This window comes from Flavobacterium sp., from assembly GCF_027482425.1.
In the GTDB taxonomy this organism is placed as follows: domain Bacteria; phylum Bacteroidota; class Bacteroidia; order Flavobacteriales; family Flavobacteriaceae; genus Flavobacterium.
Map to the genome: position 1 here is coordinate 59327 of NZ_JAIXWA010000029.1, position 23458 is coordinate 82784.

At 31.0% G+C, this 23458-nt stretch carries 26 protein-coding genes and 1 tRNA gene; 15 read left to right on the forward strand and 12 right to left on the reverse strand.

What is annotated here, in order from left to right; translation table 11 throughout:
• Positions 1-28: 28 nt before the first annotated feature.
• The 8 genes from Q0037_RS03095 (at position 29) to Q0037_RS03125 (ending at position 6217) form a co-directional block, all read left to right on the forward strand.
• Positions 29-102 (forward strand) — tRNA-Asn (locus Q0037_RS03095).
• A 94-nt stretch (positions 103-196) separates the two neighbouring features.
• The gene (locus Q0037_RS03100; protein ID WP_297515301.1) at positions 197-1024 is read left to right on the forward strand and encodes a hypothetical protein; all 828 of its coding nucleotides are present in this window, start codon (positions 197-199) and stop codon (positions 1022-1024) included.
• Between the two features lie 98 nt (positions 1025-1122).
• The gene (locus Q0037_RS11880; protein WP_367274075.1) at positions 1123-1329 is read left to right on the forward strand and encodes a helix-turn-helix domain-containing protein; all 207 of its coding nucleotides are present in this window, start codon (positions 1123-1125) and stop codon (positions 1327-1329) included.
• A gap of 10 nt (positions 1330-1339) precedes the next feature.
• Positions 1340-2626 carry a DUF3987 domain-containing protein gene (locus Q0037_RS03105; RefSeq protein WP_297515303.1) on the forward strand — a complete coding sequence of 429 codons (1287 nt, stop codon included), beginning with the start codon at positions 1340-1342 and terminating at the stop codon, positions 2624-2626.
• 74 nt (positions 2627-2700) lie between these two features.
• Positions 2701-3927 (forward strand): site-specific integrase, encoded by a 1227-nt coding sequence (locus tag Q0037_RS03110; protein ID WP_297515306.1) that lies wholly within the window; start codon positions 2701-2703, stop codon positions 3925-3927.
• Positions 3917-4237: a hypothetical protein gene (locus Q0037_RS03115; protein ID WP_297515308.1), complete on the forward strand. Its 321-nt coding sequence runs from the start codon at positions 3917-3919 to the stop codon at positions 4235-4237. The genes Q0037_RS03110 and Q0037_RS03115 overlap by 11 nt, the downstream gene beginning before the upstream one ends.
• A 101-nt stretch (positions 4238-4338) precedes the next feature.
• The gene (locus tag Q0037_RS03120) at positions 4339-5217 is read left to right on the forward strand and encodes an AAA family ATPase (RefSeq protein ID WP_297515311.1); all 879 of its coding nucleotides are present in this window, start codon (positions 4339-4341) and stop codon (positions 5215-5217) included.
• Positions 5186-6217, forward strand: a complete 1032-nt coding sequence (locus tag Q0037_RS03125) for a DUF3871 family protein (RefSeq protein ID WP_297515314.1) — start codon at positions 5186-5188, stop codon at positions 6215-6217. The genes Q0037_RS03120 and Q0037_RS03125 overlap by 32 nt, the downstream gene beginning before the upstream one ends.
• A gap of 183 nt (positions 6218-6400) precedes the next feature.
• Here Q0037_RS03125 and Q0037_RS03130 read toward each other — a convergent pair whose 3' ends face one another.
• The 6 genes from Q0037_RS03130 to Q0037_RS03155 form a co-directional block, all read right to left on the reverse strand.
• Positions 6401-7384 carry a hypothetical protein gene (locus Q0037_RS03130; protein ID WP_297515318.1) on the reverse strand — a complete coding sequence of 328 codons (984 nt, stop codon included), beginning with the start codon at positions 7382-7384 and terminating at the stop codon, positions 6401-6403.
• A gap of 86 nt (positions 7385-7470) precedes the next feature.
• A complete protein-coding gene (locus Q0037_RS03135) occupies positions 7471-8550 on the reverse strand; it encodes a hypothetical protein (RefSeq protein ID WP_297515322.1) in 1080 nt (359 codons plus the stop codon).
• A 103-nt stretch (positions 8551-8653) separates the two neighbouring features.
• Positions 8654-9103: a hypothetical protein gene (locus Q0037_RS03140; RefSeq protein ID WP_297515325.1), complete on the reverse strand. Its 450-nt coding sequence runs from the start codon at positions 9101-9103 to the stop codon at positions 8654-8656.
• Complete coding sequence (locus Q0037_RS03145) at positions 9100-9933, reverse strand: site-specific DNA-methyltransferase (protein ID WP_297515328.1); 834 nt, start codon at positions 9931-9933, stop codon at positions 9100-9102. The genes Q0037_RS03140 and Q0037_RS03145 overlap by 4 nt, the downstream gene beginning before the upstream one ends.
• Entirely contained in the window at positions 9921-10973 is a 1053-nt protein-coding gene (locus tag Q0037_RS03150; RefSeq protein ID WP_297515331.1) for a DNA methyltransferase, read from the reverse strand. Before Q0037_RS03150 ends, Q0037_RS03145 begins: the two co-directional genes overlap by 13 nt.
• A 1-nt stretch (position 10974) precedes the next feature.
• Positions 10975-11268, reverse strand: coding sequence for a helix-turn-helix domain-containing protein (locus tag Q0037_RS03155; protein WP_297515334.1), 294 nt, complete (start codon positions 11266-11268; stop codon positions 10975-10977).
• Between the two features lie 284 nt (positions 11269-11552).
• Between Q0037_RS03155 and Q0037_RS03160 the strand changes: the two genes are divergently transcribed.
• The 4 genes from Q0037_RS03160 (at position 11553) to Q0037_RS03175 (ending at position 14317) form a co-directional block, all read left to right on the forward strand.
• Positions 11553-11954 (forward strand): hypothetical protein, encoded by a 402-nt coding sequence (locus Q0037_RS03160; RefSeq protein WP_297515337.1) that lies wholly within the window; start codon positions 11553-11555, stop codon positions 11952-11954.
• Between the two features lie 72 nt (positions 11955-12026).
• Positions 12027-12479, forward strand: coding sequence for a JAB domain-containing protein (locus Q0037_RS03165; protein WP_297515340.1), 453 nt, complete (start codon positions 12027-12029; stop codon positions 12477-12479).
• Between the two features lie 261 nt (positions 12480-12740).
• Positions 12741-13838, forward strand: a complete 1098-nt coding sequence (locus Q0037_RS03170; RefSeq protein WP_297515342.1) for a DUF805 domain-containing protein — start codon at positions 12741-12743, stop codon at positions 13836-13838.
• Complete coding sequence (locus Q0037_RS03175; RefSeq protein WP_297515345.1) at positions 13835-14317, forward strand: hypothetical protein; 483 nt, start codon at positions 13835-13837, stop codon at positions 14315-14317. Before Q0037_RS03170 ends, Q0037_RS03175 begins: the two co-directional genes overlap by 4 nt.
• A 274-nt stretch (positions 14318-14591) precedes the next feature.
• Here the strand turns inward: Q0037_RS03175 and Q0037_RS03180 are convergent, their stop codons facing one another.
• Positions 14592-15527, reverse strand: coding sequence for a BspA family leucine-rich repeat surface protein (locus Q0037_RS03180; protein WP_297515348.1), 936 nt, complete (start codon positions 15525-15527; stop codon positions 14592-14594).
• A gap of 493 nt (positions 15528-16020) precedes the next feature.
• Between Q0037_RS03180 and Q0037_RS03185 the strand changes: the two genes are divergently transcribed.
• The 3 genes from Q0037_RS03185 to Q0037_RS03195 are packed head-to-tail and all read left to right on the forward strand — an operon-like array spanning position 16021 to position 18247.
• Positions 16021-16929: a hypothetical protein gene (locus Q0037_RS03185; RefSeq protein WP_297515351.1), complete on the forward strand. Its 909-nt coding sequence runs from the start codon at positions 16021-16023 to the stop codon at positions 16927-16929.
• Positions 16930-16936: 7 nt separating this feature from the next.
• On the forward strand, positions 16937-17410 hold the full coding sequence (locus tag Q0037_RS03190) for a hypothetical protein (protein WP_297515354.1): 474 nt from the start codon (positions 16937-16939) through the stop codon (positions 17408-17410).
• 18 nt (positions 17411-17428) lie between these two features.
• Positions 17429-18247, forward strand: coding sequence for an FISUMP domain-containing protein (locus tag Q0037_RS03195; protein WP_297515356.1), 819 nt, complete (start codon positions 17429-17431; stop codon positions 18245-18247).
• 9 nt (positions 18248-18256) lie between these two features.
• On the opposite strand, the gene Q0037_RS03200 is transcribed toward Q0037_RS03195, so the two are convergent.
• The 5 genes from Q0037_RS03200 to Q0037_RS03220 all read right to left on the reverse strand — a co-directional run bounded on the left by Q0037_RS03200 (position 18257) and on the right by Q0037_RS03220 (position 23404).
• Positions 18257-18409, reverse strand: a complete 153-nt coding sequence (locus Q0037_RS03200; protein WP_297515359.1) for a hypothetical protein — start codon at positions 18407-18409, stop codon at positions 18257-18259.
• Positions 18402-19118 carry a peptide deformylase gene (locus Q0037_RS03205; protein WP_297515361.1) on the reverse strand — a complete coding sequence of 239 codons (717 nt, stop codon included), beginning with the start codon at positions 19116-19118 and terminating at the stop codon, positions 18402-18404. The genes Q0037_RS03200 and Q0037_RS03205 overlap by 8 nt, the downstream gene beginning before the upstream one ends.
• A gap of 126 nt (positions 19119-19244) precedes the next feature.
• Positions 19245-21623, reverse strand: coding sequence for an ethanolamine ammonia-lyase subunit EutB (eutB, locus tag Q0037_RS03210; protein WP_297515363.1), 2379 nt, complete (start codon positions 21621-21623; stop codon positions 19245-19247).
• Positions 21624-21686: 63 nt separating this feature from the next.
• Complete coding sequence (locus tag Q0037_RS03215; protein WP_297515365.1) at positions 21687-22484, reverse strand: cyclase family protein; 798 nt, start codon at positions 22482-22484, stop codon at positions 21687-21689.
• A gap of 635 nt (positions 22485-23119) precedes the next feature.
• On the reverse strand, positions 23120-23404 hold the full coding sequence (locus Q0037_RS03220; protein WP_297515368.1) for a 4a-hydroxytetrahydrobiopterin dehydratase: 285 nt from the start codon (positions 23402-23404) through the stop codon (positions 23120-23122).
• Positions 23405-23458: the final 54 nt, after the last annotated feature.

Genomic DNA, 23458 nt, shown 5'->3' on the forward strand with positions numbered 1-23458 from the left:
TTGCAACCGCTTAAAAGATATAACAACTTCCTCCTTAGCTCAGTTGGTTAGAGCATCTGACTGTTAATCAGAGGGTCCTTGGTTCGAGCCCAAGAGGGGGAGCTACTAAAGAAAAGACTTCACAGAGATGTGAGGTCTTTTTTGTTTTATTGGGTCGAATTAGGGTCGAAAATCAATTATTACTACTTTTACCAAGATGACCAATTCAAACACATATTTCTACAAAGAGCTTAACATTAATGGAAGCTATCAAACACCAAGAACTGAAAGTTTACGGTCTTATGATATTCAAAACAGTGATTTATCCTTCATAATACCATTCTTTAATAATTATACTTTTCTTGGAAATTTCAAAAACAATCATAGTTCAATAGCTATTTCAAATTTAACTACTGTATTAATTGATGATTTATTAAAACGTTACCATTTAGAGGATAAAAGACTTGATTTTTATGTTTTGGTGTGTGCTATTCAAAAAGAATATATTAACCTTTACGAGACACCTTTTGACAATAGAGATAGAATGAATATTGATTTTCAAAATTTGCACAAGGATGTTGCTATGCTATTAAAAATCATACGCTCTTACCTGTTGGATACAAATAATATTCAAGCTGTTTCAATAAAAACTGACAGCAATACTACTTTTAAGAATATGTTTTTTATCCGTGACATAATGGATGCACTGATTTTTAAATATGGTCTTACATTAGAAAACTTTGAGGTTAAAAAACAACTTATTTTAGATAATTATCACCCTCTAAAATTTTCTTTATTGGATGAATATTTTAAATATGAAACAATATTAGGACTGTATGATTTCATAATCAGAGAAAAGCATTCTAATGCTAAAATTAGGAATAGAGATTTGAGATTTGTTGGCTCAATTCTTCATTTATCTCAGATAAGTATAAATGCTAAATCTCATGAAATTATCTTAACCGATCTAAAAAATTTAGTCTCTACTTCTGATATTAATAATCTCAATAATTACCTCAAAAGACCAGACAGGTATACGTTTTAATAAATTGAAACAGAATTTTTAAAAAATTCGAAATTCCTGTTTCAAATCCCAACTAACATTTTCAGAAATATTTGTGTTCAAATTTTAAATAAAAAATTATGAACACGAATCAAACAAGATTTTTAAACTTTAAAGAAGCAGCTACATACTTATGTATTAGTTCTTCCACTTTGTACAAGCTAACAGCTTCTAAACAAATACAATTTTATAAGCCGAAGGGCAAAATATTCTTCAAGGAAGAAGACCTTTTGAGTTTTATGACTCACAAAGGAGCAATAGGGAATGAAATTAGTTCTAATCTATAAAATTTAGGAAATGGAAACTGATTTTTTACCTGAAATAGTATATCAAAAACTACCAAAAGTTTTACTAGAATTAACAGAACCTTTTAGTGGAAGGGAAAAAGACGTGGTACTTCTTTCTTCTTTAGGAGTTTTGAGTGCCGCGCTACCTAAAGTCTATGGCAATTATGATGGTAATAAATACTCATCTAATTTATACTTGTTAATTGTTGCTCCTGCTGCTTCTGGAAAAGGAGTAATGAATAAATCCAAAGTGTTAATTGAAAAAATTCATCAAAACATCTTAGAAATAAGTCTTGAAAACATTACTGAATGTGAATCAGTGAAAAAGACAAAAAAAGACTTAAGTATAAAATGTCCTGAATTGGAAGTGAAATTAATTCCAGGAAACGTAAGTAGTTCAAAAATCTACAAACATTTGAAAAATGCAGCTCATGGAATTTTAATTTTTGAAACCGAAGCAGACACAATTTCTGTAATGTTAAAGCAGGATTGGGGTAATTTTTCAGATATAATGAGAAAAGCCTTTCATCATGAAACAATCTCAATCAGTAGAGAAACAGATGATAAGTTTATTGAAGTGGGATATCCCCAACTTTCTTTGGTTATCTCCGGAACTCCTAATCAAGTAAAACCATTAATAAATTCTAAAGAGAATGGATTATTTAGCAGATTCATTTTTTATGTTTTTGATGATGTTATGGGTTGGAAAGATGTTTCGCCTTCAGGGATAAAGATTGACTACAATGCTTTATTCTCAAATGTCTCTATTGAAATTTCAAATCTTTATCAAAAACTAGAAAACAACATTTCAAATGTAGAAATCACGTTAAGTGATTCTCAATGGGACCAATTTAATCGGGACATGAGTTATGTCACAGAACTTTTTATTAATCAAAACAGAAGTGATGTTCTTTCAATCATTAAACGGCAAGGGCTTATTTTCTTTCGTATTTGTATGATTCTAACAATTATTCGTAATAAAGATTTAGAAACTTTTCCAAATAATATTGTTTGTGATGATGCAGATTATCTGATAGCATTTGAAATAATAAAGATAATTGTAGATCATTCTATGCATGCATCTAACTTGATACAAAACGGAAAAATTGAGTTAACGGTCAGAGAAACTCAATTTCTTGCTAACATGAATAAAAATTTTACAAGAGCTGATGCTGTAGTTTATGCAGACCAAATTAACATTCCTACCAGAACGCTTGATTATATGCTAAAAAAATTAACAGAGTGTAATTTTTTATCAAAAACCTCAAATGGGGTTTATGAGCAAATTGGAAAATGATCTATCGATTGCAACAATTGCAACAATTGCAAAAGTTGCAACAATTGCAAATCACTAATAAACAAAATTAAAACATGGCAACAAGTGTAAAATTATTATTAAAAAACAAGCCTAGGTCTGACTTCACCTATCCAATAATACTTCAGGTAATTAAAGATGGAAAAGCAAAAGTTATTTCTACAGGGATAAGTTGTAATAAATCTGATTGGACTGGTCAAGAACTCAAAAGAACTCATACAAATTTTCAAAAGAGAAATCTCATTTTGATGAATATCAAACAGAGAGCTTTAAAAATTATAGATGATTTCATAGAAGAAGGGATTGACTTTACTTTAAATGATTTTGAAAAAATATTTAAGGGGGACAAACAAAATTCAAGAATAACAGTATTTGAACATTTTCAAGATGTTATCCAAAGAATGAAACTGTCCAATCGTTTAGGTAATGCGAAAAGTTATCATGACACTTGCAATTCGTTTTTTAAGTTTCATTCAGACAGAGATTTAACTTTTAAAGGTTTAAAAGTCACATTACTTGAAAAGTATGAAGCATACCTAAGAAACAGGAATAATCAAGATTCTGGAATTGCATTTAAAATGAGAGCATTAAGAGCGCTATACAATTCTGCTATACGTAATGGTATAGTTAGTAATGATCATTATCCTTTTGACAAGTATAAAATTTCAAAATTAAAAGGGAAAGGGATAAAAAGAGCATTGACTAGGGATGAAGTAAAGAGGATTATTGATGCAGATTTATCTGATCGACCTGATTTAATTAACACCAAAAATTACTTTGTGTTTAGCTATTTTGTGAGAGGTATTAATTGGATTGATATGTTAAAATTAAAAAAAGATAACATTCAAGATGATTATATCGTTTACATACGTTCAAAGACAAAAACGGTGTTTAAGGTTAAAATACTACCTCCAGTTAAAAAGATATTGGACTACTACTTGAACCAAAATAGTACAACAGAGTATGTTTTTCCAATTTTACTAAGAGATGATTTAACTCCTATGCAAATTGAAAACAGGAAACAAAAAACACTAAAACGGTTTAATAAGGAATTGAAAGAACTTGCAAAAGTTGCAAAAGTTGCAAAAAATGTCACTTCTTATGTAATTCGTCATTCCTATGCAACTAACTTAAAACAGCTAGGAGTAAGTATTGAAAAGATATCACAGAGCATGGGGCATTCCTCAGTAGAAATAACAAATAGCTATTTGAAAGATTTTGAAACAGAAGAAATTGATTTAGAAAATGAAAAATTATTAAATTTTAAAAATTATGAAAAATAGGACTGAATTATTATCGTATGATTTTGCGGATGATATTGAAATTATTCGAAAGTCACAATCAATTAACATGTATTCAATGAAATATGCTGCCGATAAATACGGAAAAACGAAAGGTATCGGTAGAAATAAATTATTAAAACTCCTTCGAGAAAAAGGTATTATTGATAAATTCGATTGTGCACCTGAAAATTTAGTTAGGTATGGTTACTTTGTTAATTCTTACAGGATAATTAAAGGGAAAGGAGTGTATTCTTTATATTCTACATCAGCTGGATTAAAAATAATAAAAAATATAATCGACGAGTCATAATCCCCAACAAACTAATCATTAAAGCGGCTTTCAAAAGATTGAAAGCCGCTTTTTCATTTCAACCTTTTAATAATTAAACATTAACCTTAAATTTTATAAATATGGAAATTAAAAAAGCTTCACAAAAAGCAAAAAAATTAAGAATTGGACTATCCGGAGCTTCTGGATTCGGCAAAAGTTATTCAGCCCTAAACCTAGCGTTTGGAATAACTAATGATTGGAAAAAAATCTGTGTAATAGATTCTGAGTGTTCTTCTGCTAGCCTCTACACAGGACTGGGTTCTTTTAACACAATTGAAATTAATGCCCCTTTTACGCCGGAAAAATTCTGTCAAGCGATAAAACTAGCTGAAGATTCAAATATGGAATTAATCATAATAGATTCAATATCAATGGAGTGGAGTGGCTCTGGAGGGTGTTTAGACATTCATGAACAATTGGGAGGAAGATTTCAAGATTGGGCTCCAGTAAAAAAAAGGCACCAAGCCTTTATTGACGCTATACTTCAATCAAAATGCCATATAATTACTACAGTAAGAAGAAAAGTAGAATATAGTTTAGATAAAGATTCTAATGGCAGATCAAAAGTGTTCAAACTTGGAACTAAAGAGATTACGCAGGAAGGCTACGAATATGAATTAGACATAAATTTTGAATTAATCAATGAAAATCATCTAGTGAAAGCCACCAAAGATCGACTGAATTTGTACATGAATAAGCCTGAATTTGTGATCAATGCTTCAACTGGCAAAAAGTTGATTAATTATATTAATAACATTTCCAACACCATGACAAAATCCGAAATGCAGCAGAAAATAGTGGAATGTATGACTATACAAGAGCTATCTAATTTGTATCAAAACAACCTTGATTTAGCTAAGAGTTTGGAGCAAGATTTTATAAACAAAAAGAATTTATTAAATAACCTTATTTCTAATGTATCAACAAATGGAAACGGAACTTACCCTCACACCAGTTAAAACTGTCCACCATGCAGAGGTACTCCTACCACAAGAAAGCATAGGTTTTAATCCTAGGAGTACACCTCAAATTGTAGCTAAATCCCCTTTTATTGAGTCAAATTGTGAATCAGTTTCTATGGATCATTTAAAGACAGAGTGCATTACGCCCGTCTTTGCCCGATGCAATTCTGTAACGATTTCTCATTATGATTTTATTTTAGCCTTGCAGGAATGCGTAGCAAACTTTTACATTGGTGAGAAAATAATGAATCCTGAAATAAGGGTCTCTCATAAAATTTTAGGGCGTATCCAGGAGGCTTTAAAAAAGCCTAAAGAAGAACTGTTACCACATGATGAAACTATTTATTGGGAACGCATTGCTGTAGCAATTGAAATACCTTCAATAACAATGGTTGTTGGCGGAAATACTCTATCATTGGTTGTTGGAGCTGTTCGTTCATTTCACAATCAAAATCTTTACAGCAAAAAAACGGTAGAAAGATTTAAATTATTTGCCGGCTTTGTTAATCATGTGTGCACGAATACCGCTGTTTCTACAGATGGGGCGTTATTGGATGTAAAAGTATTTAGTTTAGAAGAGTTAAAAGTTCAAATTTACAATCTTCTAAACTCCTATAACATGAATAATCATGTAGCTCAAATGAGAGATTTAGAAAATTACTTGCTTACTCAAAGTCAATTTTGTCAATTAATTGGGAGAAGCAGGATATATCAACATTTGCCAAAAGAAACTAAAGCTATAATTCCCGAATTGTTATTCAATGACGGACAAATTAATGCTATCTCTAAGGCGTATTTTGAAGATATTAACTTTAAGAGTGATTGTAATGGTGAAATTAACCTTTGGAAAATGTTTAATCTTTTAACTGGGGCTAATAAAAGCAGCTCATACATAAATGATTTTCTTGAAAAAGGTATAAACGCGACCAATTTTATAAATGGAATCTCTAAAGCCCAAGCAGATAGGAATTCTCCTTATTCTTGGTTTTTGAGCTGATAATCTCCCAACTTCTTTCATAGGAGTTGGGGATTATTTTTTCTATTATCTCATGGAGATTCTTTTTCTAGCTGTTTTACCAGAATTTGCTATTTTCTAATAAATAAGAACGTGATTTTTTGTAATAATATGTATTTCAGTGTTTTCGATGATCAGATGGGTTTAGTAATTAAATTATTAAGTTCAAGGTTCGGCTGCAATATCAAGATTTGAACTGTTATCAATATTGTAATTTTTTGTTTTTTCTATTTTATCTGAAAGAGAAATGATTTCAAAACTCTCTCCATTGTGATAAACTAGGCCGCATGAGAGCAGTCCTATAATGCCTTTTTGAAATATTTTATCATAAATATTCTCTAAAGAAAACTCATCCCCTTTAAAAAGTTTTAAAAGTGAGAGTGATAATAATGCGTTAGATGATATAAAGAAGAAATTGTTTTTTAAAACTGTATTATAAAAAGTCTGTGAACGATTTCCTACTTTTGATGTGCAATCAATATTATTGGGGGGTAATAAATCAGATTCTATACCGCCAATTAATAGAAATTTAAAGAAAGAAATGTCAGTATTTGATGTGCCAGAAATAAGTTCTTCTTCATAAGCTAACAATTGTGACTCATATCTTCCCTCATTCATCATTTTGTCAAAGCTGACTTTTGCCTCTGCAACAAATAATAAATTATTGTTGAGCAAACATATATCTAGACGACCACCACGATCTCTTTTATTTATCCTCATGCCTACTTCGAGTCCAATACGAGGGTTGTTGGAAGATGATAAGTACTTCAAAGTGTTTGCTCCCCAAACAGAAATATTAGTTGTTTCGTCTTTACTTGTAAATTCTTCAAATGACTTGTATTTAACTTTAAATTGATTGAGTCTAATTGATGGGAGTTCAATAAAATTACCTGAGAATAATTTGTCTAAAATTGATAGACCTAACTTATTTTCATAGTCAACAGAAAAATTAGAACACATGGCTCTTAATGAAAAGTCATTATAAATTTCAATTTTATTCCCAGGGCAGCCAAAAACGCAAAACATACAGTTAATACAATTTTCATTTTTTATGTCAATATGGTCACCTTTAAACTCAATACATTCAATTTTTAATGCAATAGCAATATCACTTGTTTTTGATTTATTGTCATTAATCAAATCATTCAAATAACTATACTTATTTACTCGCAATATTACACACGGGGGTAATTTGCTTTCATAATTATATAGGCACACTTTCTTATTATTGTTCATTATAAAATAAATGTATCTAAAATATTAACTAATTCGTTTGGTGCATTTAAGCTTAACTCGTTTATATTAACACCAGTTAAAGGATGAATAATATCACTTTCTTTTATTTCAAATAGCAAACCTGATATTATAGCAATATTAATTTCTTCACACATTGTATGGTACATTCTTTCTTTTTCAATCACAAAGTAGGCTTCATGATGAAGCATAAAAGAAACAAGCGTATTAAGAGATATACTTGTTTGCTGATTAAATGCTTTATTAAGAATATAAAGAACAGCAAATCTCCTATTTTGAATTTTCGGCTCCACTTGCATAGTCAATTCTCTTATTGATTGTTGATTATTCTCTCGTAAAGCACCAATATTTTTAGTAAGATTTTTATAGTCGAATGGTTTTTCGGTAATAAATTCCCCTGAAAATATTTTATTTGGTATTTCTAATACTTTATACTTTCTTAAATTCCTACTGCTTTGTAAAATGTAATCAGATGAAGAAATGTGTGGATTGTTAGTGTTCAAATCTCCAAGAAGTGGAATGGGATAAATGAAACCAGCAGTTGTTGCCCATGCCAATATGCAAGATTTAGTTCTAGTATTACTATCATCCTCAGATCCACTAGAAATTGTGACATAACTTCCATTATAAAGAAGTTTTTCATTTGCTTTTGGGTAACCAACATTTATTTCGCTTGTGTCGAAAGTGTCTTTACCTAGACAATGAATTTGGTACAAAACACCAATAAATAATCCATATTTTAACACCGCCTTTCTTATAATATCCAACATTTCTGTACTATTGAAATCAGTGTTTGAAAAATCACACCCGTTTTCTGTTAAAAGTAAATTGTTTCCAGACCTTTTTAAAAAGCCTAATGCATGCAATGAGTTTACAGTGTTACTTACTTCCTTTGATTTTGTTGTGTCATCTGAAATCCCATTTGTTAATGAACAACCAGAAGTATTAAAAGGATTTTCTTTATAACGACAATATCTAATATTAACGGCATTGTTTTCAATTAATAAATCGCAGAATGAGTGAATGTTAATTGATTCTGAATCATATTTAATGTCAGACATTCTAAACGATTGCGTAGTGCCATATTTGCTTTTAATGAATTTACAAAGGGCATGTAAGCAATGAAGACGCGCCGGAGGATTCCTGTTTATTAAATAAGCCATTTTATATTTCGGAAATTAGTACATGGTTAAAATGTTTGTTTTGGTTATTAAGATAATTCTCAACAATTTCTCTATTGTAATTGTCCATGAAAACTAAAGTACCATTTATTCTAAAATTCATCATAACTGGTTTGTTTTTCATATCTTCAATGACTGCAATTAATTCTAAACAGTCTTTATCAAACTCACTCATGTTTGTTATTTTGCATATTGTTATAGAAGAATTTTCTTTATAAACTATTTCCAGTCTTTTATTCCTTCTTCCAAAATCATATTTTACCTCAATAAAGGGGTTTTTATTCTGCTTTGATTGAAATAAATGTGATGTCAAAACAATCTTGTCAAGTTTGTTTTTTGAGAACTCATTTATTATGTATTTTCGATATACCCCATTTTTCTTGTCTAATGCAATATCTTCAATATTTGATTTTGTATTAAGTTCTATAATCATTTTGACACTACTTTTTCAAGTTTTCTTTTTATCAAAGGAAGATATTCAGGGTTTAGTTCGTAGCCTATGGCTTTTCTTCCTAACTCTAAAGATACTTTTGCTGTAGTGCCTGTTCCTGCAAAAGGATCTAATACAGTATCGCCATAAAAGCTATATAACTTAATTAAGCGGTGAGGCAGTTCTTCGGGAAAAGGTGCGGGATGCCCTTCTGATTTGGCTTTAGCTGGTTGCATTTCCCAAATCGAATTAATAGCCCAATCTTGCCATTCTTTGGTAGTAAGTTTTGATTTTTCTTTAATTTCAGGACTTACTTTTTTTCTTGATCCTTTTTTAGAAAAAACTGTAATCCATTCATAAGGGTAAGTTGAAAAGATATTTGGAGGATAAGGATAGCTGCCAAACGAACTAAATCGTGCAATTTTTCTTTTGTCCCATATGTATAGACCAAATTGAAACATTTCGTTCGTTTTATTCAGAAAATTTTCAATATCTCCAAGTACGAGTCTAGTTTCACGTCTTTCAAATCTTGCAGCTTTACCAGTCAACAAGAAAGGCATTATATTAATGCATAATTTGCCATCTGGCGCGAGGACTCTAACGCATTCTAACCAAACTTTATTTAATTCATCTAAATAATGATCATAAGAATTACTACCTAATCCAATTTGTTCTTCATTTTCATAGTCTTTTAGAGTCCAATAAGGTGGACTAGTTATTATTAAGTTAACTGAATTATCCGCCAAATCGGACATTTTGCTTGAATTTCCAATGTAAATTTCAGCACCGTTTATTAAGTGTTTTTGGTTTTCCTTGATCTTTATTTTTCCCATATAACTATTTGTTCTTTTCTTTTTGTATCATTTAATTTGTCAAAAATTTGAGAGCTCGTTCCGGTGTAGGATCTCTCTAAAAACTTGACATTTTTAAATGGAGATAATGAATTGAAGAACTCACCACCGTTTATCAATTTTCCATGTATTTTCTTATCACCTACAACAAATATTATTTTTGCATCTTTCTTACAAACCTTATAAAGTTCTTCAAATACAAGTTTCATGTCTAATTCATATTCTTTAAAAGTTTGTATCAAACCTTCCCTGATTTTCATCCTATCAAATTCTAATATGTCGTATATTATTTTTGCATAGTAAGCGGTATAATCTAAACAATCAAAATAAGGAGGACTTGTAAATACATAGTCAACTGATTCAATTTCAATTTTTTCAGAAAGTTTGCGTGCATCTAACTCATAAATTGTACTATTCCCGTTAAGTGGGTAGAAATGCTTTTTTACTTTTTGTATGAATTTTTCATAAAAGTTGATATATCTTTTTGGACTAATATCCTTTCCCACCGTACTCGATGTCCACATATAATGATTACAGCCTCTTGCGGTAAGACATATTGTACCTAAGAAACAAGCTTTAACATAGTCTGACATTGACTCAAAAAATACTGATACTCTTGAAATTTCATCAATCGTATCTTCATGAAAATGTTTACTGGCACTTTCTTTTACCATATTATACTTTGATAATGTCTTTGCATTTTCGATTAATGCTATAACTTCAGTTTGGATAGAATCAAATGAATTGGGAATGTTAACTTTCCCTTTTGCAAGAAAAACAGCTATTGGATTTAAATCAATACCAATTGTCTTGTGTCCATATTTCAAGCCCTCATAAACAATAGTTCCTGAACCACAAAAAGGATCAAGAACAACACTTCCTTTAGGTATTTGTTTTAAAATTTGATCAGCATCTAAGGCAGATATTTTTCCGCGATATGGGTAAATCCCATGAACTGAATTAGGGTTATTGACGGATTTAAGTTCCTTAATTACAAATTCTATGTTTTCAGTTTGAGCCATATTAATTATTGGATTTTTTTAATTCTTTTTGAACAATTTTCAAAACTTCAATAGGATTTTCGTTACTAGACAATTCATTTAGAATTGATTCAGCCAATAGAGTATTTATTAATTCTTTTTCATCTATTGCAAGTGATTTAGCAATTTTAATTAGTTGTTGTTTAGTTGGGGTTCTTTCCCCTCTTTCAATTTTACTCAATATGGCAACATCCATATCTAAAGAAGCAGAAAGTTGTCTTAAAAGCAAACCTTTTGATTTTCGACTTTCCCTTATTTTATAACCAACAGTATCCATTAGACAAAATTAGAATTGACAAAATTAGTCAAATGCTTAACAATAACACATGATAATCTATTTATTTATCAACATTGATTAAACTATTTTTTATAAAAAAATTTAAACGTAATCCACCTTATGTCAAAACCCCCACTAATTCTGAGTGATTACAATACCCCCCTGGTATTGTGTCTAGCATAATAATTTTCTGCAGGTAAATTTATCTTGAGTTGAAAGCCAAGAGCTTTTATCTGGAAAAGTGTTGTGCAAAATCTTAATGTTTAACTCAAAAACTAGAAAAGATGGTAAGAATTTCAAATTATCAAAAAAGAACAACAGAAGAAGGTAAAGAATTTTACATTCTTGAGCTTCAAGGTGGGATAGAAGTAGTAAAATCCCAAGAAACAGGTAAATTATACATGACTGCAAGGAAAGCAAATATGTCGTGTACTTTTGATGAGTTAACCTGTCAATCATTAATTGGAACAGAACTGCCTGGTTCAGTTAGAAAAGTGGAATGTGAAGCGTATGAATACACCATTAAAGACACCGGTGAAGTCATTACACTATCACACAGATTTGAATACGTTGAGCAAGAAGCTCCAGTTCAAACTGCAGAGAAAAGCAAAACTACTATTGAAGAGTTTATGAGCAAAGCACCATCAGGCAATTCATTCTCAACCAATGGTCAGTTAGTTCATTAAGAAGATAACCTATGTCTATTTCAGGCATAGGTTACTTACTTCTTTATTTTTTTAACCTTAATTATTTGAAAAATGAAAAAAACGCTATTAAATGTGTCTGAAATAAAAATAACCTATAGTACTAGTGATACTCCTAAAGTAAGAATTAAATCAGGAGAAGATGCCTATAATGTTTTATTAGCTTCATGGGATTTAGACACTATAGAATTGCAAGAAGAATTTAAAATATTGCTATTAAACAGAGCCAATGAAGTGCTTGGTTTATATCCTTTATCAAAAGGCGGCATTACAGGAACTGTAGTAGATTTAAGATTAATCTTTGCGGTAGCTTTAAAGTGCAATGCCACAGGAATAATAATTTATCATAACCACCCAAGTGGTAAACTGCTGCCAAGTGAAACGGATATTACTTTGACCAAGAGTATTGGTAAATGTTCGGAATTACTAGGGGTTAGCCTATTAGATCATCTAATTATTAGTAAAAATGGGTTTTATAGCTTTTCTAATGAAGGAAAGTTGAGTTGAATGTGTAAGGTTGTTCAATTACACCTTAATTTTGAATAATATTCAAGTTTTTATTAAAAACACCATATAATGTTAATAGCTTTTTTATATTAGTTGCTTTAGATCATAATTTTAAATGCAATACTTAAATAATATAATTGTAGAGCTTTCAGAATTAAATGTCTATACAGGATTTAGATATAAACTTTGAAAGAATAATTTAAATTATAATACAAACGAGATCTATTAAAATTATTATAGGATTAATTATATCATTAAATAATGGCTACTCTAAAACAATTATTAGCTAACAAAACTAACTCAACTTCTCTTGACTTTAGAAAGAATGAAAACACTTCTGCTGATGGCACAGTATGGGGTAATGCTTGGGTTGAGGGCAAATCAGGTAAACTCCTTTGTGTTGGAGCTACTGTGGCTACTTTGGAGCAACTTGCAGCCAATCCTAATCTTGACACTCTAATGCTTACCAAGCCTGAGCCTAGAGTTGATGCAACAACAGGCTTGGAATATGACATGTGTCAATTATTCATTAATGATTCAATTAAAATTTCTCTTGTTGAAACTAGCTCTAGTGTTGAAATTAAATCAAATGATTTAAAAAATTCAAGCTCAATTATGAATAATTTTAATCAAAAACTAATAAAATCTCTATTTACTGGATTTTTAATTGCAATTATTCTTGGATATCTATTTTCTACTGAAATATATTTATATAAGGGGTATGAAGTTTCAGGTGATGAAAATTATACATTTGTCCAAGAAGCTTTTAATTATAAACTTTCGACACTATCTTTTGCATTAGTTTCTGGTTTCATGTTTTTTGTGTTTTATGATGAAAAAAGAAAAATGGATACAAAAAATAAAATAATTTCTTTGGTTGGTAAATATAACTCTACTAGAATACTCGAATTTTTCTCATTAATAGAAATTAAAAAGAAACTATTGTTATACTTCAAAAACAAACTTTTTAATTTTAGCGGAAGAGTCTCAAGAGTTAATTTTTTTGGAGAAATGTTAGCTTTAAATTTAGTTAGCTACCCTTTTTTTATGTCTCTACAAAATGAAACAAACTTCTTTTTTAAATTCATTTTCTTAGTTATTTATTTCTTTTTTTTAGTAAAGATTCATGTTAGAAGACTTCATGATTTTAACTTTTCAGGATGGTATTCAATGATTTATTTAATTCCATTTGGGATATACTTATTAGGCTTGTTAACTAAATGGGATTTCTTGAAGTCAATTATTTTAAGTGGATGGAATGTACTTTTTGGTATAATTATAATTTACAACTTAATATCATTGATTATGCCTGGTAATAAATTTACAAATACATATGGTGAAGAAAATAAAGGGCTATGATAACCAATCCTTATCTTAATATCCTTGATGAAATAAACCCATCATCAAACTATATTCCTAAAAAAGCGGAATATGTAGCTTGGTATAAAAGACACTATAAAGCAATAGCTAAACAGTCATACAATGATTTTTGTATGCAAGAGTTGATATGGGCTTTTAATGAATTTAAAAATCTAGTTAGCTTTTTAGAACATGAGCAAACCATAATTGAAGCTAATAACAGATACAAACTCTTAGACAAAGAAAATAATGAAGAGGTAATTGAATGGCTGATAGATTATGAAAACGTCTATCAATATGCAGAACATTTTTATTGCTCACATTTTGAATGGGAAGAGAGCAAAATAGAAGGGGATAAAATAATTGTGTCCAAAGAATTAAGAATAAAAATTGAGTTGAGTGATTTCAAAGAGTTTATTTTGTTTGAGAAAACTTTTCGACCATTACTAACTAAGTATAAAAATGAATTGCAAAAATAACTTTTTAAACAATGTTAAATTTTGGGTCGAATTAGGGTCAAATAATAGGCTGAAAACATAAGATAAAAAATGAAAAGCAATGCATAGAAATGATATGTTTTTCGATTTTTAAATAGCTGACAAACATAAAGTTATGACAAAAAATGCTAAATTTTGAAAAAGAAATAAAGCCTTCTGTTAATCAGAGGGTCCTTGGTTCGAGCCCAAGAGGGGGAGCAAAACAAAAGCCTGATATGAAAGTATCAGGCTTTGTTGTTTTAAGAAACTCCAAGATTTATTCTTTTATAAATTTAATTGCACTTTTATCTGATACCTTTAAATAATAAATACCTTTTGATAATTGCTCTACATTGATTGAAGTATCAACATCGTTAAGCTTGCCTTTTAAAACGACTCTTCCTAAACCATCAACTACATTATAAGGTAGATTTATAAGATTGTAGTCAACTTTTACATTTAAGACGCTTATAACGGGATTAGGGTATAATTTTAAATCAACTACATCAAATATTTCTGTATCTAAACTTGTACAATCAAGACCACCATCATATGTTATATACCAACCATAGGTACTAATTATAGAAGCTCGGGCATTTGCACCGTTACAATATTTAGAATTGCCACCAGAAAAAGACACATTTGGCTTTAAAGGAGTTTCATTTGCACTTATTGTTGACCAACCTATTAATAGAGCATCATAATTTGTAGTAGAAAGTTGAGCACCCGTAAACATATCAGTCATATTAGTTACATTACTTACATTCCAAGACCCGATAGGTTGGTTGAAAGCAGTTGCACTAAAAAACATTCTGTCCATATTAGTCACATTACTAACATCCCAAGACCCAATAGGCTGGTTAAAAGTATTAGGATTAAAAAAAGGACTTGCAAACATACGATTCATATCAGTAATAAGAGTTGTTACTATATTATTGAAAGGAATAGGTGTTGAACTACTTGGTTGTGTAAAATAAGATATTCCCGACTGAATATTTTTAGCATAATCTGTTATATTACTTTTAGTTGTATTGTTTACAATAGCAAACCATTCCAATATTCCTCTTGGACTTGCTTGAACAAAGTAGGGTGAAGGAACTATAGTTCCCGTCCATTTAACGGTAACACCATTCGCATCTAATACAACTGTTTGTGATTTGGTGGTTTGAGCGGTAAAAAACAACGTAATAAAAAGGAGTAGTATTTTTTTCATAAATTGAAATTATATTATTCGAATACAAATATATATAAAAATTAATGTTGCCTAAACTATTGATTTTAAGACAATTGAATAAGAAATTATCGCATCAAAATTGTAACTTTCTCCAAGAGGGTGAGCTACTAAAGAAAAGCCTTCACAGCCATGTGAGGTTTTTTTGTTTTTTATATGCTATATATTTTAAAAATAATTTCTATTTTATTAGATCTTAAAGTTCGATTTCTGTATTCACATTCTTATACTTTCAAAACACAAGACTGTATTTATTACTCACAATTAAATCTTTTAACATCAATTCCGCGTTTTTGCCAAGTAATTAGAGATTCTCTAAAATATTAATAAATTTACATACACTTTCGCAAAAAAGTTGAATTTGTTATTGGTAAAACAGCGTAGCTTTACTTGTTTCTCGGGTATTCGACCACCTCAAGTACATGTAATAGCAATTGTCTCACGCATTTGTTTTATATAAAATCAAGTACGAGGCATGCTTGAATTTATTCAAAAAAGAATGAAAAAATATTTTAGGAATATGAAAAATGATTTGATCGACATTATTCTAAAATGCTATGACTTTATTGGCAAATATTTTTTAAGATTTTTAGTGGATGACTATAAAAATCTAAATCAAATGAAAAAACTTATAGTAAAGACTTCAATCGGTGGAATTTTTATTATTTTTTTAATTTTTGTATTTGAATATTCTTATAATATTATTGATCACAACAACGAATTTGTAAATGCTGTAGACAAATATTATCAAGGCAATTACAAAGAAGCAAATGATTGCATAGAAAAAAGTGCTAATAGTAACAGTGTTGAAGAATATTTTATTCGTGGATCCATTAATTATAAATTAAGCAACTATAATAAAGCTTTACAAGATTTAGCAGTTGTATCAGATTCAGAATATCTAAAAAATATCGACAGCTTACCTTTTTTTGATATTTACAAATTACATTTTTTTTCTGAAAGAAATCATTATACCTTATATAAACCCAATGCATATGTTGAAACTTGCTTGATGAAAAGTGAATGTAAACTAAAATTAAAAGACTATCGTGGTGCAATTTTAGATGCTAAAAAGGGAATTGACTCTTTAGTGAAATATCAAAATTGGTTTGACGATAAGCCTCAACTTAACAAAATCTTTATATCACTTAACTACAACATAGGTCTATCTTCTTACAAAATTAATGACATTAACCAATCATTAAATTCATTTAATACTGTAATTAAATTTAAAGGAGGGCATTTGTACCCTAAAGCTTATACCTTTAAAGGACTTATTTTACAAATGAAAAAAGAAAAAGACAGTGCATGTTTTTATTATAGTAAAGCCGGTGAATTAGGAGATACAAACGCTTACAGTTACATTAAAAAATATTGCAAATAATTAAAAAATGAATATAGAAATAATTTTAAAAAAAATTACAAGAAATAAGATAGATCTAATTTCACCAATAATTAAAAGATTAATTAAATCACTATCAATTTTAATTTGGTTAATTTCAGTATTACTTATTTCATATAATCTTATTGTAAAAATAGCACAAACAGCAACTTATTATAATGATTTAAAAATAATAAACGAAATTGAAGAAGAGTTCTATAAAAGTCCATATCCGGTAAATGAAAACAGAATTTCAAGATTTCATAATGCAGATTCTTATTATATGAAATTCACAAAATTAAGTTTCTACAACGGTGATGGTTTTGTACCAGAACTTGTAAAAATTAATTTAGATATAGCAAAGAAACAATTAGGTGTCAATCCAATATTAACCTTCTTGTGCCGCGATTTACTTTTAATAATTCTATTAAACATTGTTTATCTACTGTTGTTAAGATTTATTTTTTGGATAAAATTTGGATAAAATTTTAATTTATTTTTCATGCAAGAAATCAAAATAAAAACCCAAATCTGGACAACAGAAAACCTGGATGTATCTCATTACAAAAACGGTGATTCAATACCAAATATTAAAGATCCTGAAGAGTGGAAAAACACCAAAACTGGGGCATGGTGTTATTATAATAACGATATTAAGAACAGCAAGTATGGAAAAATATATAATTCCCATGCAATATTGGATCCAAGAGGATTAGCACCAGAAGGATATAGAATACCTGAGCATTATGATTGGCTACTGTTAGAAAGATTAATAGAACAAACAAAAGAAACTTATCATTGGCAGGAACACTTTAAAGTTAAAAATGCAGGATATAGGAGTAATAATGGTCGATTCTTCTATTTAAATGAAGCATCTGGTTGGTGGTGTAAATCAATCAATAATACCGAGGTTTCAACTTATGCACATTTTTATGAACCATCAAGTGATAGATTATCATGGAAACCATTTGAATTTGGAGAAGGTTTTTATGTTCGTTGTATAAAAGAAGAATACAAAACTGCAGCATTTATTATTGATGATGCATTTAATCACCCTCTTCAATCAGTAACCTTTAAATACTTTCCAAATACTTCATTTCAAGAAATGTTGGACAATATCTATAACACTATCCTAAATGATAAAGTATCTAAATATTCCTTTGGCAAAGAATGGTGTATAGATCTATTTGAGGACTATATGAGATTGAAAGAGGTATATAAATCAGGTGATATTGATACTATAACATTTGACCAAAAAATCAATCAAGTTTATGATAGAATTTATATTCAAAATTACAAGTTGATTATTAGAAGATTGTAGTAGTTTAATTTATTGATCTGAATAATCTTGAAAAGGAAACCAACGCATCAAATTGGCAACCTTCTCCAAGAGGGGCAGCAAAAAACCCGACACTTTCGTATCGGGTTTTTTATTTCTCAATTGGGATAAAACGTTTATTTCAAGCCAAGCTTCTTTATTCATTTTTAAATATTTTTGAGTGGTATTTTTCAAGTGTTTCTCCAACAGAGTACCCTTTAATTAGTAAAGGTAAAGTATCAGACGCCGTCTCAAAAAATGGGATTTTATTCATTTCGATCTCAAGATCTAGCTCTTTTTTTGATAAATAATGCTTGGCCACATCAAGGTATGTCCCGTTCATTAAATGTTTAAATTCGTGTTGAAAAATTACAGCGGCAAATCCTTCAAGCCTACCTGTTATAATTGCTCCATTTTCGTTTTGACATTGGTATTCAACCCATTCATAGGTGGCTACATTACCTCTTTTTTCGCCATCAGCACTCAAACAGCCATGCCAAAAGTTTTTCTTGGTTGAGGACACTTTAGTGATAATGGGATTGATAAATACTTGTTTTTGTACTGGACCCAAAATTTTGTACCGCGGATTATCCGATTTTGCTTCGATTATAAATACTTGCAATCGTTTACCCATTTGATTGGCGGCGATACCTACCCCTGATTTTTGAACCATCAAGTCGTACATATTGTCTATTAATTCACGTAAGGCAGGTGAATTAAATTCTTGATCCGTTATCCTTCTGGGAGGCAAATACAATGCGCTTTTCTCTCTTCCTTTTTGGGTTGCAGGAATTTGTTGGAGTATTTCCAATTTGTCTTTTTGAACATTTAATGTAAGCGATTGGTCAATGGTTTTACAGCTTTTTAAACCCATAGTGGTACTTAAAGTTAAAATGATTATACAAATTGATTTACGTTGTGATTGATTCGTTTTTACCATAATTTATGCGGTGCTTTTTTACGATTTAATGCTGTTGAAGGTCGCCTATAGTGACCTATTTTATTTTTTATGCATCAGTTCCATCACAATAGAACCAACCTCTACCACAGCTTCTTCCGGCAAATAAGCTGTGTCACTGATGCCCGAAATGACTCGTGTTATGTCGTGATCAACTTTACCGCGATAGTTCCAAATTGAAGCTGTTGCAACAGTAATATAGACCGAAAAGTTACGGTGTATGGTTCCCGGTCTTTCACCTATAATGTGAATAATACAATGTTTGCGCGTTGTGTCTTTACCAAAAAGATGCTCCCCAATCTGATAGCCTGCGCGTACACGACCGTTACGAATTACAATTGGCGTTTCTGTAACGGTTAAATTTTGCATTATTAAATGCTTGTAAAGAGCAGGAAGAAATTTGTCGAGATGCCCTTCATCCATAAGGGATTTGGTATTCAGACCATCAGATATAATAATTTGAACATCGGGCGTGTTGTTTTTCAGTTTTTTGCTGAGGGTTTCTATTTTATGCAAAGCATCCGGAGAAAGGCGCTCACCACTGGTTGGATGATAAACATAATCAATTCTGTTAGCAGACATAGATGCCACCACTAAGGCGTTTTGGATAGCGTGCAGATAGGAAGGTTCCCATTCAGTCCACAAGCAATACTTCGCATCTTTATACAGCTCCCGTATTTCATGGTCTAATGCCGGTTGAAGCATCCATGGCTTTTCTCCATATCCTTCAGCGATAGGAACTCCTCTTTTACGGATACGTTCGATTGCAGCTTTACCTTCAGATAAAATTTCGGTATCGTTACGGAAGTCGCCTTTAGCTTTACAATAGCGTAAATACACTTGATTGGGTTGGCCAAAAAGCGTTGTTGGTTTATTATCATTTCCTATAACGCCTATACGTTTAAAGAACTCCCACATCTTATTATTCACTTTGTAACCAAATTGTTCCCGTATCCTGACATGGTCGGCAAAAGAAGTAGTAAGGTAACTGAGCATTGGATCGTTTTTTGTGGGTAAAGCCATTAAATATGCCGGATTAGCCGGCATGATTTGATCAATGCACCAATCCAAGTCGTCTAGCGTGACATCCATGTGCAGTGTAGTGCAGATGTCAAGACCAATGGTAAGTCCATGAAGTTTTCCCATTACAAGGTCTTCTAAGCAACAACGGACGAGTTGTTCTTTAGTACGAAATACTTCGGGTCCTATAAACCCTGCTACATCATTAAGAAATACCCAAGGCTCATTATTGCTTACTTTATTCGAATAGATGCGATGTTTTAAAGCCCTTAAGAAACCATATTTTCTAGCCTCATGAACCACCATATCGAAGCCCTCGCTATGACCGTTTGTAGCATCGGCTCCTTGGCCTGTTTCGGCATAGAGTCCAAATAGCTTATCTCTCCTGTTATCGGCATAGGCTTGCATTTTTTCGATTGTGACATCGAAAGTTTGATTGGCGGCAACTGTACTCGCTATGCTTTGAAACCAAATTCCTGTGGTGTAAGGCTGCATATTTTCGACACTGGCTTGTATGTCAATATGGGAAAGCACGCAATTGGGCATCGTTTCTTCCAAGCCAAAGGTGACTAATACATCATGTAAAGCCGCTTCAATTCGTGCCACCATAACAGGATCACTTGAAACCGGATTGGTTCCGAGCACTAAGTCTCCCACACCATATGACCAAGCATCAAATACCTGCCAAATAATATCTTCGACATTATCGGTTGGAGAATTGGGTTGTACTCTCGCACTTAAATAACCTTTCTCACCGATATTGCTATTGGGTAATTGATTGAATACTTTACTGCTAACACTTATTAGTTCATCGTTTGACATCAGTTTTACAACCAATGCGATAACATCACTTGTAAGCGAAGGCATAATCCGCTTAATATTTTCTTCATCCGATTCGAGCAAGAAATTTTTTAACTCTAAAAAGGTCATTTGTATTACCTGTGCATCAAAAAAAGTAGTGTTTTGAATCAGGTCGTATAAAGCATCTTTGAAAAGCGGTTGTTCAATAACAGCCGACAGCTTGGTATTGGCTATAAGTATTCTTGCCGATTGTCTTGCCGATTCATTAGATGCCGCTATACCCAATAACGCATCGCCTTCTTTAAATTCATTAGCAGCACCAATCAATTTTTTATAAAGGCTTACATCAAATCCTCCGGTCTCTCTGTAGATGTAAGTAAAAATATCCTCATTTTTCAGAGGTGTTTTAATATCGATTAAGGCTTGGGAAGACTCGTTTTGGGGAGCAAATGCATTAGCTCTTAAGAGGAATATTGAAGTACTTAATAATGATAATTGTGTCAAGAATTTGCGGCGAGGTATAGTAGGAACAGTAGCATCTTTAAGTGGGTTTACCAGATTTCTACTGCTGTATTTGATATTCTTTTTAATTTTACTCATGAACTGAAGTATTATCACTCCGATTTTTTAAGCCCTTATGGCAAAGAATTATAGGAAATTAAATTAGTTTGAAATCCCAGCAATTATTCTTAATGGTGCGCCACTTCCTTTACCAATTTTCATAGGTAATGCTACCACAAAAATATTGGTAGCAGGAAGTTTGTCCAAATTAGCCAAATTTTCAAAACCCGGTTTATTGTTCCCCATTAAAATTTGATGGGTTTTAAAATCTGTAGACTGACCGTAATCTAAACTTGGGGTATCTAAACCTATAGCTTTTACAGCCCTTTCTTTAATCAACCAAGAAGTAGTTTTGGGATCTATACCGGGAAAATGTAATTCGGGTATAGCTTCAATACCGGTTTTCGGAGTTCCGAAATAATCGCCTCGATTGGGATAATATTTTCCATATCCGGTTTTGAATAAAATGATGGTATTGTTTTCGATTTTTCCGTTTTCCATTTCCCAATTGGTAATATCGGCAACAGATATTTGGTAATCTCGGTTAGCTAATGCATTTTTAGAAACATCAATTACTACTGCTTTTCCAGTTAAACTTTTCAAAGGCAATTGATCAACGGTGTGTTTGCCTTTCGCAAAATGAATTGGTGCATCCAAATGAGTTCCTCCATGTTCAGGGGCACAAATGGAATAAGAAGAATAATAATATCCCTTGGGTGTAAAACCTTCTGCATCGGCATGGTGAATAAAGGTAGTTTTGTTATTAGGCCAATACAAAGTTGTACTGTCAAAACTATGGGTCAAATCAATCCAATTCAGATTGTTCAAATCGAAACTTTCATTTGATTTTTTACTACACGAGACAAATAAAATGGATAAAAAAAATAGTAGATATTTCATAAAATGATTTAAATAATTTACTCGAAATCAATAATTTTTACAATAATAATTAAATATAAAAGATATTTTTAATGTGAATAATAAGTTCAAAGATATAATAAAGTAATTATTCAAGTTGAAACCTAAAAAGTTATTTAATTCGTCAATAAGGATAAACGGATTTTATTTAAAAAATATTCAATTATCAAAAAAACAATAAAAGGATGCAATATGATTTTTTATAGAGATTAATAGTATTTAAATCAAATGAGTAACTTTCTACAAGAAGGAACGCAAAAATGATAAAAAGATAATACTTTTATAGCGCAACCTTTTTTATGTTTTATGGATAAACTAGTTCAATTCCTTAAAAAATACCGAAATGAAGTAATCGTGGGTGTGCTTGTATTTCTATTCTTGATTTTCAGAGATGTGATAAAGTCCTTCTTATAAAATTGCAGTGAATTCAACCTTTCAATTTTCTGATTGTGACATACTCAATCATCGCATTACAGTTGCATCTTTCGTCGAAAAGTTGGGCAAACAACAGAAAGCCTTCACATTAATATGAGAGCTTTTTTGATTTCGATAATTTATAGGCCTATGTTTTTACTATTTTCTTTTCTCAGAAAAACTAAACCGCTATGATGTCGGTTTTACTGCAATTCTTGACCCGCAACCCGATCAATGATTTTCGCCAGCGCTACATCTTTCTCGGTAACTCCTGAATGCGTATGGGTGGATAATTTGATATGGACCCGTTGGTAACAATTGGTCCATTCGGGATGATGGTCGTGAACTTCGGCATGAAAGGCGATTTCGGTCATAAAACAAAATGCTTTTTTAAAATCAGAGAATTCAAAGGTTTTCTCCAAAGCATTGGAGGTAAACGTCCACGTAGGGACTTCCAAAGCCAATTCTGATGTCGTCCAAAGTTTCATACGCGCTAATTTGATAGAAAATTACTTTAGCGAGATCAAATGCTATCGCTCCCT